Raw genomic sequence first — 18,979 nt, 5'->3', positions numbered from 1 at the left:
GTGACTGCCTGTATGGCTTTGTATTGCTTGGTGCGAAATAGCCCATCTGACTTGGGAAAGATCCGCATCTGATCAATACTAGTTGAAACCCATCAAGGCAGGTTTGCGTTATGAAATCGCTACTACTTCCGCTGAGCTTTTTAGTCGCTAGCCATTCAGCACTAAGCGAAAACCACACGATACATGAACCCCTCTTTTCACCTGACAAAGGAGTGATATGTGATAGGCAAGCAGGTTTTTGTGTCGACAGTTATGGCATTTCTATGGGATTCACCAAAGAGTTTCTGGGCCAAGAAGCCCAAGACAAAATGATGGAGTTAATCAACAAGGTGGGTAGCAAGAACTTTGACACTACACGTTACTCATTCAGCAACAAGGTCTATTGCGACTCAGAGCAACGTGCATGTTTCGTTGACCGATTTTCCGACGAACAGTTGGAAGACTATACCAACATCTTGTTTAACTGATTCTCTTAAAAGAAATGCTGAATCGCCAGATAGCGGGCACGAATGTGCTCTATGAGTAACTTTATCTTTTGAGATGGTTGCCGGGTGTAAGGATACACCGCATAGATCCCCAACTTCTTGCCAACTTGATCAGGAAATAAATCAACCAACTTCCCTTCCATGATATCGTGGTATACCAAGCAGCGAGGTACATAGGCGATACCGTAACCACCCAGTGCCGCTTTTCTCAATGCGGCGGCATTATCGGTAGAGAAGTTACCGCTAACCCTAAGAATATAATTGCCCTGCTCGCCGATAAACTGCCATTCCGAGGCACCTGTGGTCTGGTAGGCATATTGCAGGCAATTATGGTCGACCAAGTCTTGTGGCCTTTCAGGCCGACCGTTTCGGCTAACGTAATTGGGCGCCGCACAAATCACCCACTGCGAATCGAGTATATGCCGGGCTATCAAACTGGAGTCTTCCAGATAACCGGTGCGGATCACCAAGTCATAGCCATCTTCAATCAGATCCACAAAGCGGTTATCCAGTGACATATCGACTGTAAAACCGGGATGCTCGGTACAAAATTCAGCCACCGCATCAGCCAATAGCAGGTCACCTGATATGGTAGGTACAGACATTTTGACATGGCCGCTGACTTTTTCGCCAAAACCACTCACGGCATCTACAGCTTCCATAGCGGCCTGCTTCACATTTTTGGAACCCAAATATAACACTTTGCCGGCTTCACTGACCGTGAGTTTACGGGTGGTTCGATATAGCAGTTGTACCCCCAAATCATCTTCCAAACGGGCTATTCTTTTACTAACCACTGAGTTTGTAAGGGAATTCAACTCCGCAACTTTACTGAAAGAGCCATGTTCCACTACCTGAGCAAACAAGATCAAGTCATCTGCTTTCGCCATTATTAGTCCATTTTTGGAAGAAATATTTTTCATTATTTCCCTATACCAAATAAAAATAAAGCGATATCGTCACACTCGATTAACAAAACCAACTACAAAAACAACAAAATATGTTCATTGATGCATAGGTTATGCATTACAAAACAGCAATCCGAAGGACTGATAATCATGAACGACACCCTACTTGCACTCGTTGCATTTTCACCAATAGTGGTTGCCGCTATTCTGCTGGTCGGACTGAACTGGCCAGCCAAAAGAGCGATGCCTGTGGCATTCTTACTGACAGTGGCTATTGCCCTGTTCTGTTGGGATATGTCGGTAACCCGCGTCTTGGCCTCATCGCTACAGGGGCTGACCATTACCGTTTCGGTATTGTGGATCGTATTTGGGGCAATATTCCTGCTTAATACGCTGAAACATACCGGCGCAATTACCACAATCCGTAATGGGTTTACTGACATATCCAGTGACCGCCGAATACAAGCTATCATCATTGCTTGGTGCTTTGGCTCCTTTATCGAAGGTGCCTCTGGTTTCGGTACCCCAGCAGCAATTGCAGCCCCTCTTTTGGTTGCTATCGGTTTCCCTGCACTTGCCGCTGTATTGATGGGCATGATGATCCAATCCACGCCGGTCTCATTTGGTGCGGTTGGCACACCGATTATTGTCGGTGTTAATAAAGGACTGGATACTCACAACATTGGTGAAACGCTGCTCAGCCAAGGCTCGAACTGGGACATCTACCTGCAGCAAATCACCACCAACGTGGCATTGATCCACGCCACTATCGGCACCTTGATGCCGGTTCTGATGGCAATGATGCTGACCCGCTTCTTCGGCAAAAACAAGAGTTGGACTGAAGGCTTGGATATCTTGCCATTCGCCCTATTTGCTGGTGTTGCCTTCACGGTACCTTACGCCCTGACTGGCATGTTGCTTGGTCCTGAGTTCCCATCTCTAATTGGTGGCTTGTTGGGTCTAGCTATTGTGGTCTCTGCAGCCAAGAAAGGTTTCCTTGTACCGAAAAAGCAATGGGACTTTGAAAGTGAGGACAAATGGCCGGCAGAATGGTTGGGCTCACTGAAAATCGACCTAAAAGCCACTGACAAGCCAATGAACCTTGCACTAGCCTGGGCACCTTATGTCCTACTTGCTGTGGTACTGGTTGCAAGCCGCGTCAGCGCCGACTTTAAAGCCCTTCTAGTCAGTGTCAGCCTTTCGTTCTCGAATATCCTCGGTGAAACGGGTATCAGTGCTTCTATCCAACCGCTATACCTGCCGGGCGGTATCTTAGTCTTCGTGGCAATAGTTGCTGTACTAATGCAGGCACGCAAACTCAGCCCACTCGGTGAAGCCTTCAAGGAATCGAGCAAAACCCTGATTGGTGCAGGCTTCGTTTTGGTGTTCACCATCCCTATGGTGCGTATTTTCATTAACTCAGGTGTCAATGCCGCTGACTTGGCCAGTATGCCAGTAACCACCGCTAACTTTGCTTCTGAACTCGTCGGTGACTTCTTCCCGGCATTGAGTGCAACCATCGGTGCACTGGGCGCTTTCATTGCAGGATCGAATACGGTGTCCAATATGATGTTCAGCCAGTTCCAGTTTGAAGTCGCCCAGACACTGACAGTATCGAGTGCCGCCATTGTTGCCCTACAAGCGGTTGGTGCAGCTGCGGGCAACATGATTGCTATCCACAACGTTGTTGCTGCCTCTGCCACTGTCGGATTACTTGGCCGTGAAGGTGCGACTTTGCGTAAAACGGTTATCCCTACGTTCTACTACTTGGTGATGAGCGGCATCATTGGCCTCTTTATCATCTATGGCCTACACACCACGGATGTACTGATGGGTTAATAACACTCAAAGCAGAACTACAGGCCAGCAATATAGCTGGCCTTATCCTCCATGACCCAGAAACAAGAACCAAGTACCAAGAACCAAGAACCAAGCCAATATAGTCAAATAAAATTTTTGTAGTCCTGATTCTCAATACAAGCCAAACATTCCAACAATAATGATTGAGATCAGTAAGATGGAAACAGCATTCAACAGTTCAGTAATACCGACTGATGCAGGATGAGCAATGGAAAATAAATACCAACAGCTAGAAGCCCTACTCGCTACCCAGATTGATAAAGCACGGATCATCACCGAAGAAGCCAAGCGGCTTGCCTATGGTACTGATGCCAGTTTCTACCGCCTTATCCCTCAGGTAGTTTTGCGCCTTAATAACCTTGATGAGGTCATTTTCACCATTCAATCCTGCCGCCAGCTGGACATCCCTTTTACATTCCGTGCTGCAGGCACAAGTTTGTCCGGACAGGCCGTTTCAGATTCTGTTCTTATTACCCTAACCGACCAATGGCGTGGCCACAGCATTCTTGAACAAGGTGAAAAAATTCGCCTGCAGCCCGGTGTTATCGGGGCCGATGCTAACCGCTACCTCGCGCCTTTCCAACGTAAAATCGGACCAGATCCCGCTTCTATCAACACCTGTAAAATCGGCGGTATTGCCGCCAACAACGCCAGCGGAATGTGCTGTGGTACAGCCCAAAACTCCTACAAAACCGTTGATAGCATGACTATTGTCTTCACTGACGGTACCGTACTCGATACTGCCAATGAAGCGAGCGTTGAGGCTTTTAAAAACAAGCGCCCTGATTTGCTGGAAGGTCTCACGCGTTTAGTTGAGGAAACCCAGCAAAATACTGAACTGGCTGATAAAATCCGCCACAAATACCGGCTGAAAAATACTACCGGTTATGCGCTAAATGCCTTGGTTGACTACCAAGATCCCATCGAGGTGATTGAACACTTGATGATTGGCTCAGAGGGCACCTTGGGCTTTATCGCCGACATCACCTACAACACAGTGATCGAGCATCCACACAAAGCCTCTGCCCTATTGGTATTCAACGATATCGAAGCCGCTAGCCAAGCCGTGTCTGTGCTAGCCAAAACCAACGTCTCCGCCGTCGAGATGATGGATGGCCGCGCATTGCGGTCAGTGGCGGACAAACCGGGTATGCCTGAGTATATCCAAGCGCTGGATCTTGAATCAGCCGCTCTACTGGTTGAGACCCGCGCCAGTTGCAGCCACCAACTTGAAAAGCAATGTTTAGACGTTATGGCGGCTCTGACAGACTTTACTATTACCCACTCGACGCCATTTACTACCGATGCCAATACCATCGCTAGCCTTTGGGCTATTCGAAAAGGCATGTTCCCCGCAGTAGGTGCTGTGCGCGAAACGGGGACAACGGTAATCATTGAAGATGTGGCGTTTCCCGTCGAGCACCTTGCAATGGGTGTACGTGAACTTCAGCAGTTATTTGATAAATATGACTATCGCGAGGCGATCATCTTCGGCCATGCCCTCGAAGGTAACTTACACTTTGTCTTTACCCAAGGTTTTGAAGCCGAGTCAGAAGTGAACCGCTATGGTAGCTTTATGGATGACGTTGCCGAACTGGTTGCCGTCAAGTATCAAGGCTCACTAAAAGCCGAACACGGTACTGGCCGTAATATGGCTCCTTATGTCGAGCTTGAATGGGGCAAAGATGGCTATCGCCTGATGAAACAAATCAAAGCCCTGTTTGATCCTGACGGTTTGCTAAACCCAGGGGTGATCATCAATGATGATGAGAAAGCACATATTTCCAACCTCAAGCCGATGCCTGCAGCAGATGAAATCGTTGACCGCTGTATTGAGTGCGGCTTTTGTGAACCGGTTTGCCCGTCAAGGACGCTCACACTCTCCCCTCGTCAGCGCATTGTCCTTTACCGTGAATTACAGCACCGTGAGAGAGAATACCTTGCAGGCAACAGCCGGCGTCCACCGGTAGATGAACTCAAGGAAGTGTTTGAATATCAAGGTGTCGATACCTGTGCAGCAACCGGCCTGTGTGCTGATCGTTGCCCGGTCGGCATTAATACCGGCGATTTAGTTAAGAAGCTCCGGGTCGAAAAATACCAACGATTTACCCCTATAGCACGCTGGACTGCGGATCATTTCGCTGCTACGACCACCATGGTCAAGGTTGGCCTCAAGAGCAATCAGGTTGCGCGTAAACTGGTTGGAGACAAAACTGTCGGGGCGATCACTAATGGGCTGCGCAAAATGACAGGAGGTGCAACTCCAGTTTGGATGCCGGAATATCCGCAATCTAACCCACATAAGATTAATCAGTTACATACCACTTCGGCACAAGCCGAAAGCCCAGACAAGAAAGTGGTATACATGCCTTCCTGTGCTAGCCGGACAATGGGCCAGCAGAATTCTGCCCAAGACAGCCGCCCACTGACTGAAGTCACGCTTTCACTGCTGAAAAAAGCAGGCTTTGAAGTGATCACCCCTGAAAAGCTCAGCAACCAATGCTGCGGTATGCCCTATGATAGCAAGGGGATGAAGGATATTGCTGTGCAGAAGGCGAAAGAATTAGAGTCATTGCTTTGGCAGGCGAGTAAGGAAGGCACATATCCAGTGTTAATGGACACCAGTCCGTGTGCCAAACGCAGTATCGAAAACTTTACTCAGCCTTTAGAAGTCCTTGAACCTGTTGGCTTTGTGTCGCGCTATTTGCTGCCTCACCTGTCTCTTTCCCCTATCCAGGAGACAGTGATGCTACACGTGACTTGCAGTTCACGCCGCATGGGCTTGGAAGCTGACATGGTTTCTCTGGCCAATGCTTGCGCCGATAAAGTGATATTGCCTGAACATATCCAGTGTTGTGGCTGGGCGGGTGACAAAGGCTTTACCACACCGGAGTTGAACGAAGCCGCTGTCGCGCCACTAAAAGAGCAAGTCCCGGCAGACTGCACCCGAGGTTTTAGTAATAGCCGGACTTGTGAGATCGGTTTGTCCCACCACAGTGGGATTCCTTACCAGTCTATTCTCTACCTAGTGGATGAAGCAGCGGTCTAACGCAGATTGTCCACCCAATAAAGCAAAGCCCAAACTAGGCAATCCAGTTTGGGCTTTTTCATTCGATGAACACGGTAATTTAAGAAATACTTTCCACTTCAGCTTGTTTTTGCTCCATCAGCCAAAGTTCAATTTCCCGGGGTGCGAAGATCAATGGATCGCCAATATCTGAATCTTTAATATCTTGAAGTTGTTCAGGTAATGTATCAATGATCAACTCGAGATCTTTGTGGCTATGGATATGTTCTTCGAAGATCCTAACCATCTCATGGTTATGGTCGATGTCCCGTGCTTTTGCTGCCGTCGCCAAGCCACTTAATAGAGTATACCAAGTTGTCATTGGACCCTGTGTGATTGATGCTGACTCCGCATCAGAGTCAATAAAGGCAAACGGCACTGTCAACATGGGGAACTCCCCTTTCATTGCCGCGAATATCCAGTCGGTATCAAAGGAAAAATCATACACAGAAGGCTTGGCCAGGATATATTTGATGACCTCGCGATCATATAGCTTGAACGCCGCTTGCGTGTCTTTGATGTTATTACTGAAAATTGCACGCCCAATCATACGTTGCATATGGCGCAATGTTTTAATACCTATACCCCAACGTTCTTCCTGCTTAACCAAGATTGAGTCAGGGTGCTTGCGATTACCCAGCACCACCTTGGCATCTTCAGAAACATATGGTTTTAGTAATAATCCTAACTGACCGAGATGTACGGAGTTATCTGCATCCGTGTACATCACACAATCAGCTCTATCGGCCATTGCTTGCTGGCAGCCTAGAATAATAGCCCCGCCTTTTCGGGAATCATCTGCTGACGCAAGGTTCTGCAGCGGACCTTCAGAAACGGGAAGCTCATCAGCAAGCCTCAATACAGACACTTTATCTTTGTCTGGATGTTCAGCGAGAATCTGTTCAGCTATACCGGCACTATTATGGGGACAGCCGTCATCGACTGGATATAAATGCCAGTCTACGACCGAACCTTGGGTGATCCAGTTGAGTTGCTCAATCTTAACCCGTAAGGAGTCTTCACCATTGGGGTTCAATGATGTTTTTTCATTTAATCGGTTATGCTCCCCCCACATTGCGAAAACGACACCGACCAGCAATGGGCGCTTTAACTTCAATACATAACGTTTGGACTCCACAAGTTTTACCGCCAAACGAAACTCAAGGGGGCAACTTTCTGAGGAGGCTAACTGCTGATAATGGCTTGTGGTGATGTCAGTTAAACAATATAAGGTATTGGCAAGTTGCAGTAATCGTTTCTGGTGCTGGGACTCCGTCAAGTCAAAAACGTCACTGGCATTGTTTAAAGCTTGTTGAACAATTTTTTCTGATGCTGTCATTGCTTATCCCTCTTAGTCACTCCCTAAAGTACTCACCCACAACGACAACAGGGCTTAAATTAAGCTTAGTAATGGCGATAAGAATGACAAATTTTTTACGCAACCAATTGCACTAAAAGCATGATTTCGAGGTGCTTTATGTCACAAAGTGAACATTTGCTTTGTTCTGCGCAAAAAAATGATAATGGGGATAGGTATAAGGCAAGTTCAGGGCAGTTACTGTGAGACAGGCGCAAAGCTCCTACGCTGCAAAGGGGCCACAGCCTGTTTTTCAGGCTGTTCAAAGTGACCAGTCGGGATAATCATTTGCTCTACACCTTTATCAACCGAGTTAGCCTGACTTTGTTTTTTCGGCGTAACCAATTGCTTCAAGTCCTGCTCCTCGTATTCAATTTCTTCAAGTGGAGTAACCAGCACTTTTTCCCTAGTTTCAGAAACATCTTCCGATAAGCTTTGTTTGTTGACTTCTTTTCCTGAATCAAGGTCTATCACAGGCTCAGTGGCTTGCGAAGGTTCTGTCGCCGTCTCTTTCGAATCTGGATTCGCGGTTTGAGTGACTTTTGCCGAAGCGGGTCCGGAAATAACAATCCCTTTGCTCATGACAGGCGCCGTTTGTAGTTTCACCTCGGCATCAGAGACGACAAAATGTCGACTTACTGATGATTCTGTGGGAATGGGGATCGGCTTTTCACTTTCAGGGGCGATGGCTTCGACCTGTTTGGGTTGTTGCTCAACTGGTTCTAAAGCGTCTTCAGGTTGGCTATTGTCTCCATTAGCCAGATTTGTAGTTTCAGCTGGAACCCCGGTTGGAATGACATGCTGCTCTTTGCTGTAAGAGGTATTTAAGCCGCTGAGTTTCTTCCCTCCCTGCGGTGGTTGATATACCGGATTTACAGCAGGTATGGCCGCCACTGGCTGAACACCTGCAGCCTGCACTTGCCTGTCAGCCAAACCCAGTTTGGGGCTTTCAAAGCTAAATAACGAGAGCTTTTCATCCCAACTTTGTAGTACTGCCAATTCATTTTCCCACTCACTATCAATACTCGAGGCTAAATCAGCGACCTGCAATTGCGTTGAAAGCAAGGTATTGGCATGCTCGTAGCGACGGTGAAGCTTCTTCCTCATTTGCTTCCAATTGGTACCGCCAGTCATAAGGTAACGAGTGCTGTCAGCCCAATATTGATAAGCCATGGCATCATTGGCTTTGTCTGCCGAAATTGCTGCCAATGCTTCGGACAAACCGGCAAATTGCCACATCCTTTTGCGGCCTAACTTGGCTTCCGAGCTCAAAAATAAAATGGTCAGCCGGTGCCATTGTTCAGATGCTTGCTGGTAGCGCCCCGCATTCACTAAGTGATTCGCCTTGGTGTAGTAGTTCAGCTCTACATCCACGGCAGATGCGTTTCCCCGCAAAGGCATTAAGGCAAGGGCGCAAACAACAAGTACTAACCGGTAAACATTATTCATCGGAATGTCTCCACCATGCACTTTTGCGGATGATAGAAGCGGGAGTCAAATTGCACGTCGCGGTACTCACGCTCTTTGGTCGGCTGGTATAACTTACCGTTTGCCTTGTAGAGCAATGCTTCCAACACCCCGGCATTGGTTTGCAGGGAAATACTTTTCTCGTAACTGCTGGTGAGCTCGTAACGGCCCTCATACCAACCTCGGTCGGGATCATAAAGTTCCCTTACCAATGTCATCAGGCGGTTGGTGTAGTCCGTTTTCCATAGTACCCACATCTGGAACGCGACACGGGTTGAAACAAGAGCCTTTTCATCATGATCACTACCATCCTCTGCCACAGTGATCCATGGCGTGCCCAGCGCATAGATGCTGTCGTAAACAAAGTACGGTTCACCTGTTACCACGTGCTCGCCACGGGCAGTATAGATACGGTCAATATCCCAGCGGGATTCCTGAATACGGTAGACGGAATCGGCCATCGCAGAGAGGACCTGATTGGTATGCTTAGCATCCGATGACTGCCTGTCGTCAATCTTGTCCCAGTTAAATTCCAACCCAAGCAATAAATAAGGCGTGCTATAGACCGGGCGCAACACATCATAATCACGAGGATCGCGGCCATCGAACAACAGGTCGATACCGTTAATCGTAACAACCTCATAGGGGTCCAACAGCATGGCTTTTTCAGGCACTATCTGCCAGTCCAAATACCCGTATGCCGTGTATTCTTCGATACCCAAGCGGCCTTCCTTGTACCGGAAGACATTGCCATTGTTTATTGCCCCTCCGTAAAGCTCTCCTTCCTCAGTGACCAACTCACAGAAATTCCAACGCAGCACCGCTTTATCGACATACTCTGAAAATTCAGGGTTACGTTGCTTGACCATAGCCAGTGCAATTAGCAGCCGGCCAATATCGATAGAAGACCAACCAAGCTCACCCGGTTGGCCGCCATAATCAACCATCTGACCATGAACGGTACTGTAAACCTTGTTAGGAACTCCAGTTAAGCCCAATGGCATTTCGTTAAGGAAGGTCAGCACCATGGTCAGTCGTTCATCGTGCTCTTTGCTGGTAATGAACTCAAACTCACGGGCTGCCATCAACGCGATAAGGTAATCAGCCAAATTAGAAAGGTTCGTCGTAGGATAGTTATCAATGGCATTCACCAACCCCGTAGTGAGGTTGGTGTTGTTCTCTACATACGTCCAGGCAATTTGCGCCCACTCAAGCTCCTGCTCGGTAAGTGAGCCATAGCGTCCCTGTCGCAACATCTGCGACTCATTTACTGAGGTCATTCCACTTTGGACGCCTTGATATACCACCCCACAAGACGTCAGGCAGAGCAAGGTGGTAACAATTACCGCTTTTTTCAACATCTAATCCCTTACTACAGCTATTACAGCCTGCTGTTGAACGCCCCTTTACGAGGCAGGCATTGTCCTTCATAGCCGAACGGTGATTCCAGTGCCTTCTCCCACAGGCTTGGGGCAACATCATCCTTATAAGTCAGCAGTTTACCTTGTTGCTTATAGAGCAAAATCTCCAAGGTGATGCCGTTATTGTTCGAAGTAAAGGTATTGATCAAACCGGTGCCGTTCTCAAAAATCCCTTCGTAGAAGCCTTTCTCCCTGTCATACAAATGTGAAATATGGTCAAACAATAGATCGGTGTATGGTGTATCCCACAGCACCCACATCCCCATCGCCCCTTTTATTGCAACCGCCGAGAATTGCGGCAAGTACTCACCGACTTCTGAGATAGTGTTCCAAGCAAATCCATCAGTATAAATGGTGTCATACACGAAGTATGGAGGACCTGCTAGTTGGTGCTCGGTACGGGCTGTGATAATACCTGTTTGCTTATAACGCTCTTCCTGAACACGGTAGATCTGCAACGCAAACTCAGCCATCCACTGGTTGGAGAACTTGTAATCGTGCGGGGTGCGGTCATCGACTAAATCCCAGCCTAGCTCGATACCATCCAAGACATAGCTCTCAGTTACCACATAGCTGTGGGCCTTGAGTTTACGCGGATCACGGGTGTCATATGGCACATCGTAACCATACAGGTTTATCGTGCTGTATGGCTCAGGCATTGATGCCTGGGTGGTGTCAAAGCCCCACAATTGGAAACCTTTGGCTGCGTACTCTTCATAGCCCAAGCGTCCTTCCTGCAGGTACTGTACCGGCTTGTCTTTCTCAAGCAAGGCACCGAACATTGTGCCGTTTTCATCAACGACATTACACCAATTCCAGCGCAATAATGCCGAGTCAATGCTGGTGCCATATTCAGGATAACGATGTTTGATGATATGTAGCCAAATCAACAAGCGGCCAAGGTCGAGCGCCGAATAGCCAATCTCTCCAGGCTGGTTGCCGTAGTCCACTTTAGCCGCTGTTTGGGTATTATACGCTTTATTCGGTAGTTCATTCTGAAACAAATCCAGCGTATTAAGTGTTGTCAAAATCCTAACAAGACGACGGTTGAATTCCTCTTTGTCAATGATCCCTAGTTCGTATGCGCTTACCATGCCCGCCATATATGACGCCGCATCCCACCATGTTACCGAGGGGTAGTTGTTTACCGCATTAACCAAACCCGTCGACTCCTGATAGTTATTTTCAAAATACTTCCAGGCGATACGAGCCATATCCATTTCTTGTTCCGTCAGATTCCCCTGGCGGGCTTTCGGCGTGTTCCAGTGACTCTTCCGCTCCACCACATCTTCAGAAAAACTATTGTATTTGTTACCGCAACCGGTAGCCAAAACCCCTAAAAGGCAAACAATGATATAACGCATTCGATACTCCCTATCATAGTTGCGGCTTACTTCACGCCTACGCTCAGCAAGGCTCCATTTTCTATATAAGCCAGAGACTCCAGCACAATCCCGTTAGTATTGGCGGTAATCGCTTTGTTGACTCGGCCATCGATTTCATAGCGGCCTGAATACCACCCTTTCTCTTGCGAGAATAAATCTTTTGCATCTTCTATCAGCAGGTCGGTATATGGCGTATCGTATAGTGCATACCAGCCAAATGCCGCCTTGGTTGAAAGTGTTTTCAGATGAGAGGCATCTTCACCTTGGTCAGTGATCGCATTCCACTCTTTACCATCGGAAAATACGGTGTTGTAAACAAAGTAAGGCGCTTCATCAACGTTATCTTCACTGACAGCAGTTAGAATGCCGGTACGCTCAAAACGGTTTTCCTGCGCTTTATAGACACGGTGGGCAAAGATCTTCGACACACTGTCGGCACCAAACTCCAAGCTATCAAGGATGTAGGATTCACTGACCACATAGTTATGGGCATGGTATTTAGCCGGGTCACGCAAATCGGTTGGGATATCAACACCATCGATATTACGCAGTTCCAGGTAGTCGATATATTTCATCGCATTAAATACGTCGCGCCCCATCAGGGACATCGCTTTTGAGGCATATTCCTCATACCCGATACGCCCTTCCTGAACCAGTTCCATCACTGTGTCGTCATCTTGTAGCGGCCTTGAACCGTAAAGGTAGCCGTCTTTGATCATTACACCGACATCCCAGTGATTGAGTACTGCGTTGACCTGAGTGTTAAAGTGCGGGTACTGCCACACCAAAATATTCAGCGGTACCAAAATACGGCCGATATCGATGGCTGACCAACCAATTCCGTTTTCAACTGGACGGTTTTGGTAATCCACCATTTCGACTGTTTGGGTGTTGTAGGCTTTGTTCGGAAGTTTGCCATCAATCAGCGGCAGGCGAGCCAGCGTATTCAGCGCTTTCTCCATTCGCAGCTCAAACTTATTCTTACTGATAATATTGAGCTTTTCTGCTGCCAGTAGGCCCATCAGGTAAGAGGCAGTATCCCACATTGTGGTAGACGGATAACCGTCTACCGAATTCACCAACCCGGTATTTTCCTGATAGTTATTTTCAAAATAGACCCACGCGGTGTTTGCCCACTCATATTCCTCTTCAGTCAATACCCGGCTTTCACGTACCGGGATAACTTCTTCAGACTCAAAAGTAATGTTACCAAGTACGTGGCCTTGATCACGGGTCTCGATGCTAAAAGCGATCACCAACGCAGTAAGAAGGCCAAATAAAAACACGATATGATGCCGTGCATTCACGAGTGCTTGCTTAAATTCCATATTCTAATTCCTCAGATTCCTGTTCCTGCGTCTTATCCGCTGGTGGTGGCGTCCAGTAAGCGGCAGCAATCATTCCCCACATCGCCATCATGTTGTTAATTGTCCAGAAGCTATTGAATATCAGGCCGCCCAATGAATAACTGCCGAACATGCCTGTAAAGTAGCTAAACCAAGCAAAGCACATGCTAATTAGGCTCAGGCCAAATACCAGCTTCTGTGGTATGACCAAGTGACCAAAGGTGCCATCCTGGCGTTCTTTCGGGGTTGCCGGGAAACTGATTTTCCGGCCCCGTAATACCGTCCATAGGGCCCGCATATTGACAGGGAAGAAGGACAAGAAGTTGGTCTTACCTTTATAACCAGCCACTCCCCATGTGCCAACCATCATTGCAAGTTCAGCAGTCAGGACAAACGGGATAAAGTGGAGATAGAAAGTCACATCGTAGGCACTTACCGGTGCGATACTGGTCAAGAAGTAGATGATCGGACAGGTAAGGAAAATAATGTTCCATATTGCCGACAAGTTTGACCAGAAGCTGGCCCCGTACATCATTTTCTGCTTGAGGTTCATCCCTTTTCTAAATAAGGGGTTATCGTTCATAAAGATATCGATCGAACCACCAGAATACTTAAAGCGCTGAACCGTCCAGGTTTGCAGATCCTGCGGCGACAGCATCTTACTCTCTACTTCTGGGTGCTGGACCGAACGCCAGTTACGCTCAGTATCTGAATGGAGCACAATCGAAGTGTAGATATCTTCTGATACGTGGAACTTATAAGGGGTAAATTCCGTATCGAAAATGATCTCTTGGCGCAGGTTATCCGACACATCCTGATCCACCGTTTTCTCTTTGGTGATCTTGCGGATTTGCTTCTCGATTTCCGTGTGCTCTTTGCTGATCTGCTCACTGTAACTACGCAGTGCCGCTTCCATGACCGCTTCACGGCGGTGGATAGAGCCAGCACCACAACAGAAAGACGCATTCACCCAATTACGGCGGCGCTGGATCACGTCATAGAACATCTGTGGATCATTCACATACGGATCTTCGCCAATTTTCACCGGCCCATAGAACTTCTCAATCCCACGGCCAATAGGTGCTGCCCACTTGCCCAGTTTACGGTTTAGCCAGTTTGGTAGTCGCTCCCCTTCCGGCAAATCAAAGAACCATTGCGGTGTCTGAACCCAAGCCACATCAGGGTCTCGGAAATAGCCCATGGTGTGCTCTAGTATGGTCGGGAAAGGACGAGTATCAGCATCACAAATAACAATGAAGTCACCGTAAGTCTGTTCCAGGGCATTTCGCAGGTTACCAGCCTTAAAGCCGATATTGCTTTCCCGTGTGATGTACTCCACACCCATTTCATCAGCCAGTGCCTTCATCGATGGGCGCTTACCGTCATCCAAGATAAAGATCTTAATATCAATATCGTACGGGTAACGAATCTTCTGCGCATCTTCGATACTCAGGCGCACTAGTTCAGGCTCTTCATCATAACTTGGGAAGAACACATCAATACTGATTGGCCGTGTTTCATTGGCCTCAGGGCTATCTGTTGCTACACACTCATCGATGGTATGCGGAGGAGCCTTCTTCGGCTCGTCTTTGGTCTTCCATAAATTGAATGTGAATAGCACAGAGCCAATAAAGGCACAGGACTCAGCAAAAACAAGTGGGAAGGAAAACCACATCGCGTCATAGTTCAGCGCATAGGTCCAGCGCCACCATAGATACCAGATACCCAAAGTGAGATTACAGGTGGCAAGGTACTGATAGAGTAATTCTCTCGACATGCTGTAAGGCACCGGCTCCGGTGGCTTACGATGTTCGAATTCCTTGAAATAAAAATCCATGAGCTCTCACTCCGGTTAATAATGATTAAAGTAAGCGTGATGCACGGCAATCAAACCAATCAGACTGGCGTTGTAATCAATCGCGAACTCATTAACTGCATAAGACTTCTCGCTATCGACATAACTCAGCATCCCCATATTTTTCGGTGCGACTCCAGCTTGCGCCATTTCATTCGGCCCACCGACCAAGTAGCCGGGTAAGCTGACGCCTGTCGCAATTCGGTACAGGTGATGAAGGTTGCGTACCGAATAGGTGCCACTGTGAGTGACAAAACTCATATCGAAGGCATTGGCCCCCAACAAATAATCAATTTGTGACTGAACTGAGGCCCGGTTATCCAAGCGCCCTTTGGCAAAATCAGCCCAAGCAATCAAGATCCCAGCTTCTGCAGTCATTTTGTTCGAGCCCCAGATAAAACGCTGGTTCGCCACCCTAAATGGTGACTGTTGCGCTTGCTGGATATAACGGGCAGCAACCTTGTCGAGGTCGTTGATAAGTTGGTCCCTGAACTCCCCTTTTTCCTCAGAGAGAATCAGGTGCCAAACCCCCATCGCCGCAGGGTTCTTCCATTCGAAAATATCAATCCATTGCGGGTCATAACTGTCCTGGAAAGCTTGTTTGAACTTATCCTGCCCTGTGGTGATATAAAGCTCGGCATAGGCCCAAAGCCTGTCATCTACATCGGTGTCCAAAGACGCTTCGGCATCAAACTTATTCTTCATGTAAGGGCCGGAACCACTGTCATCCCCCTCTTTCCAGTCGAAATATTGTTCGTCTTGCCCGGAAAGGTAGTTAGAGGCATGGATAGCAGCACTGAGGTATTGACGGGATAGGTCTGCATCGAAGGGCTTGATGATCCTAGCGGCAAAGGCCATTGTCGCTGCAAATTTGGCCGTTTCAGGGGTGCTGACACCATAGATATAGCGTGGCTGGTTATCTTGCCAAGGGCCAATTTTCGCAGGCCATCTTGCGCCCGAGACCTTGCGGTATACAGCACCGTCTTCACGCTGCATCTTCAACAGCCAATCCAGTGCATAGATAGATTCGTCGATAATGGCAGGTATATCACTGCCGGGTAGTTTTGACTTGGCATACAGCTGAGGCGTTTGGCGATAGGCCTCGAGCAGCCTCGCAACAGTAATAGTTGTGGTTGCGACATACTTGCCGAAATCACCGGCGTCATACCACCCACCAACAACATCCAGCTTGGTGCCGGCCTTGTGAAAAGCATCGTCCCGGAACATTAAACCATCCTGCATATGGCTTTCAGGACGATTCATCCCCGTTGAGATATCTTGGATAGGCATCCCTGAACGTTGGAGGTAAAGTGCATGGACCAAACGCTCGTTAAGCGGCTGGTAGGCATCTGCACCGATTTGAAAAGGCACTGATTGGCTGCTTCCCGTTACCAATTGATACCAACCACTGCTGTTTACCTTTGAAAAATCAACCGCTGTCACCTTACGCTCATCAGGCAGGGTGACCTCACCTGAACGCGCCAATTCGGCAACGACACTTCCATCAGAGACCGATATCAATTGCACATCATTAACTTGCTCTGCCAATACATAGGCAAATTTATCCCCTGACGGGAGGTACCCTGACTGGTTTACCATGATATCTGCGCTGTGAGCTGAGAACGCCACCGTCGCGCCTATGATATAGCTAAGTCCCTTTGTCATAATCTAGCCTTCCAAGTCCTGTGCAAGGTAGCGGTTAATACTCACTGTTTCGCCCTTGTTATCCCTGAGCTCCAGCGTTAAATAGGAAGCCAAGCCATCTATTGGTTGCTGATTTGCAACTTCAAGCAATGAATTGGCAGCAATGTTCAGCCCCTCGTATTTCCAGCTTTTTTGGTTGTAGCTGTTGGTCACAACCAAAGAAGCATCATTAAAACTGACCAGGGAGTCATTAATCACACTCAACGTCAGTGTGGGCTGCAAGGCGGTCAGTTCGGCTTGTGCAATCGCCAATACCGGTTGGTATGACTGTTTCAGGGCGTAATAGCCCGGCTTTGCCACCCTTTCGACATCTAATACAGACCAAGTGACCGAAGGCCAACTGTCCACCAGCATAAACTGGTAGATTGCGGCAACCCCTTTACCCTTATTCAACCTTAGATGCTCAGCGGCGTATTTGGTCACTAGCCTTTGATATTCTTGAGAATTATTCCAAAAGTGTGATAGAGATTCACCTTGTTGCACAGCAGCAATATTCATTGTTTCATGATGCTGATAATTGTGGTAGTTGAGAGTGTTTAAAACTTGCTCAACCAATGGCCACCCATCATCCCCATCGAGGATTTCCTGCAATAAAGCCCAGCTTGGCATGGCCTGAGCACCAAACTCGCTCACAATCATTGAAGGTTGGTAAGTCCGGTAATCCTTGTAGGAGCCCGAGTACCAGCCTAGCCAAGGGTGCTCATGGGTATAGGAAGCCTTGCGCACTACCCTTTTATCGCCTGCTTTATTCAAGGCTTGGTAGACACTCTCAGTAAGAAGCTGATTCTGGCTCGGCTGATATGATGGATACTTATACTTCATCCAGGTAGCATCCCACGGCGGCTCATTATGGCCGGACCAGAATGCGATAGAAGGGTGGTTGTAAAGTAAATCTGTCATGGCTTCAGCTTGGCGGGCAGCTTCTATAGCGAAGCTCGGAGAATCGCTGTAGCCCCACTGCAAAGGGAAATCTTGCCAGACGACCATACCGGCTTTATCAGCCAGTTCATAGAAAGCTTTACCGGCCACATGGGCATGGACACGAACGCTATTGATGTTGGCTTGTTTCATCAACTCAAGATCTTGTTGATACTGCCCATCTGAGACCTCACCCAGCCATTGGCTGGCGATGTAATTGGTCCCCCGAATAAAGTAAGGTTTGCCGTTTACTAGAAACTGTTTATTTTCTGTGTCTAAAGCCACTTCACGGAAACCAACTGCCACTGTTCTCTTATCCGTCAGTTGGTCACCTACAGACAGGGAAACCGTGAGATCATAAAGTGCCGGTTCGCCCCAATCCCAGGGCCACCATAGTTGGCGGGTAGACTGGGGAATAGAAAGCTCAAGCTTGGTTTTCCCTTTTTGAATCATTTCTTCAAAGATATAAGTTTCTGCCTTGCTGGTATCAGGCGATGTCAGCACCAACTCTATTGCTACAACTTCATCACGGTTGGAATCTACGGACAGTTCTATCTCAGCTGAAGTAATTTGCTTGTCGGTGTGATATACCCGAGGACGAACTTTTAGCGAGTCCACAGCGACAGGGCCAGTTTGCCTTAAAGTGACCTCTCCCCATATCCCCCCCGAGTTCCAATCTTGGCCTTTGTCTGACCAAGCACCACCTGGGCGGGTATCATGGTGATTGAGGACACCTTTAATCAAGGTTTTATGTAACGACCAGTCTGAGGTTTGCTTTTCGTTCGGGCTGTTAACCCAAACGTTGAGGGTATTGTCTCCTGATTGGAGCAAACCTGTTACTTCCATATTATGCGGAATAAAGTAACCGGTCTGGCGAGAAATATACCTTCCATTAATAGTTACCGCCGATTCATAATCAACGCCATCAAACTCAAGCCAATAGCGGCTAGTGTCAGATAAGTCATTTATTCGAAAACTTCGGTCATAATAAACGGCGCCTGAATAATTGATGCCTGACGTTTTCCAATGGCCCGGCACAGTCACATTGTACTGTCCTGCCCATTTGTCGTTTTCATCAATTATCTCTAGGCGCCAGTTTCCATTTAACGACTGCTTATTGACATGCCAGTCATTACTATCCGAAAAAGAAGCACAAGAAGATAATGAGAATAACGTCATCAATAATATTATTCTCATATTTTCCCT

Annotated in this window: 12 protein-coding genes; 3 read left to right on the top strand and 9 right to left on the bottom strand. The window is 47.8% G+C overall.

Annotated elements, in window-relative coordinates:
• Window positions 1–110 precede the first annotated feature (110 nt).
• Window positions 111–467: a YcgJ family protein gene (locus tag C9J01_RS08475; protein ID WP_107297702.1), complete on the top strand. Its 357-nt coding sequence runs from the start codon at window positions 111–113 to the stop codon at window positions 465–467.
• A 5-nt stretch (window positions 468–472) separates the two neighbouring features.
• Here C9J01_RS08475 and C9J01_RS08470 read toward each other — a convergent pair whose 3' ends face one another.
• Window positions 473–1,375 carry a LysR family transcriptional regulator gene (locus tag C9J01_RS08470; protein ID WP_107297701.1) on the bottom strand — a complete coding sequence of 301 codons (903 nt, stop codon included), beginning with the start codon at window positions 1,373–1,375 and terminating at the stop codon, window positions 473–475.
• A gap of 168 nt (window positions 1,376–1,543) precedes the next feature.
• Here C9J01_RS08470 and C9J01_RS08465 point away from each other — a divergent pair, with 168 nt between their 5' ends.
• The gene (locus tag C9J01_RS08465; RefSeq protein ID WP_107297700.1) at window positions 1,544–3,232 is read left to right on the top strand and encodes an L-lactate permease; all 1,689 of its coding nucleotides are present in this window, start codon (window positions 1,544–1,546) and stop codon (window positions 3,230–3,232) included.
• A 229-nt stretch (window positions 3,233–3,461) separates the two neighbouring features.
• Window positions 3,462–6,302, top strand: a complete 2,841-nt coding sequence (locus C9J01_RS08460; RefSeq protein WP_107297699.1) for an FAD-binding and (Fe-S)-binding domain-containing protein — start codon at window positions 3,462–3,464, stop codon at window positions 6,300–6,302.
• A gap of 79 nt (window positions 6,303–6,381) precedes the next feature.
• Here the strand turns inward: C9J01_RS08460 and C9J01_RS08455 are convergent, their stop codons facing one another.
• The 8 genes from C9J01_RS08455 to C9J01_RS08420 all read right to left on the bottom strand — a co-directional run bounded on the left by C9J01_RS08455 (window position 6,382) and on the right by C9J01_RS08420 (window position 18,970).
• Entirely contained in the window at window positions 6,382–7,659 is a 1,278-nt protein-coding gene (locus C9J01_RS08455; protein WP_107297698.1) for a glycosyltransferase, read from the bottom strand.
• A gap of 216 nt (window positions 7,660–7,875) precedes the next feature.
• Window positions 7,876–9,126: a hypothetical protein gene (locus C9J01_RS08450; protein ID WP_107297697.1), complete on the bottom strand. Its 1,251-nt coding sequence runs from the start codon at window positions 9,124–9,126 to the stop codon at window positions 7,876–7,878.
• A complete protein-coding gene (locus C9J01_RS08445; protein ID WP_107297696.1) occupies window positions 9,123–10,505 on the bottom strand; it encodes a DUF3131 domain-containing protein in 1,383 nt (460 codons plus the stop codon). Before C9J01_RS08445 ends, C9J01_RS08450 begins: the two co-directional genes overlap by 4 nt.
• A gap of 20 nt (window positions 10,506–10,525) precedes the next feature.
• Window positions 10,526–11,929, bottom strand: a complete 1,404-nt coding sequence (locus C9J01_RS08440; protein ID WP_107297695.1) for a DUF3131 domain-containing protein — start codon at window positions 11,927–11,929, stop codon at window positions 10,526–10,528.
• Window positions 11,930–11,955: 26 nt separating this feature from the next.
• A complete protein-coding gene (locus C9J01_RS08435; RefSeq protein ID WP_107297694.1) occupies window positions 11,956–13,278 on the bottom strand; it encodes a DUF3131 domain-containing protein in 1,323 nt (440 codons plus the stop codon).
• Window positions 13,268–15,133, bottom strand: coding sequence for a glycosyltransferase family 2 protein (locus tag C9J01_RS08430; protein ID WP_107297693.1), 1,866 nt, complete (start codon window positions 15,131–15,133; stop codon window positions 13,268–13,270). The genes C9J01_RS08435 and C9J01_RS08430 overlap by 11 nt, the downstream gene beginning before the upstream one ends.
• A gap of 15 nt (window positions 15,134–15,148) precedes the next feature.
• Window positions 15,149–16,816: a glycoside hydrolase family 9 protein gene (locus C9J01_RS08425; protein ID WP_237156910.1), complete on the bottom strand. Its 1,668-nt coding sequence runs from the start codon at window positions 16,814–16,816 to the stop codon at window positions 15,149–15,151.
• 3 nt (window positions 16,817–16,819) lie between these two features.
• Window positions 16,820–18,970 carry a glycoside hydrolase family 2 protein gene (locus tag C9J01_RS08420; RefSeq protein ID WP_107297692.1) on the bottom strand — a complete coding sequence of 717 codons (2,151 nt, stop codon included), beginning with the start codon at window positions 18,968–18,970 and terminating at the stop codon, window positions 16,820–16,822.
• Window positions 18,971–18,979: the final 9 nt, after the last annotated feature.

It is taken from the genome of Photobacterium rosenbergii, assembly GCF_003026455.1.
Classification (GTDB): domain Bacteria; phylum Pseudomonadota; class Gammaproteobacteria; order Enterobacterales; family Vibrionaceae; genus Photobacterium; species Photobacterium rosenbergii.
Note: the sequence above shows the minus strand (reverse complement) of the source record. Positions and strands in the feature narration are given on the sequence as shown.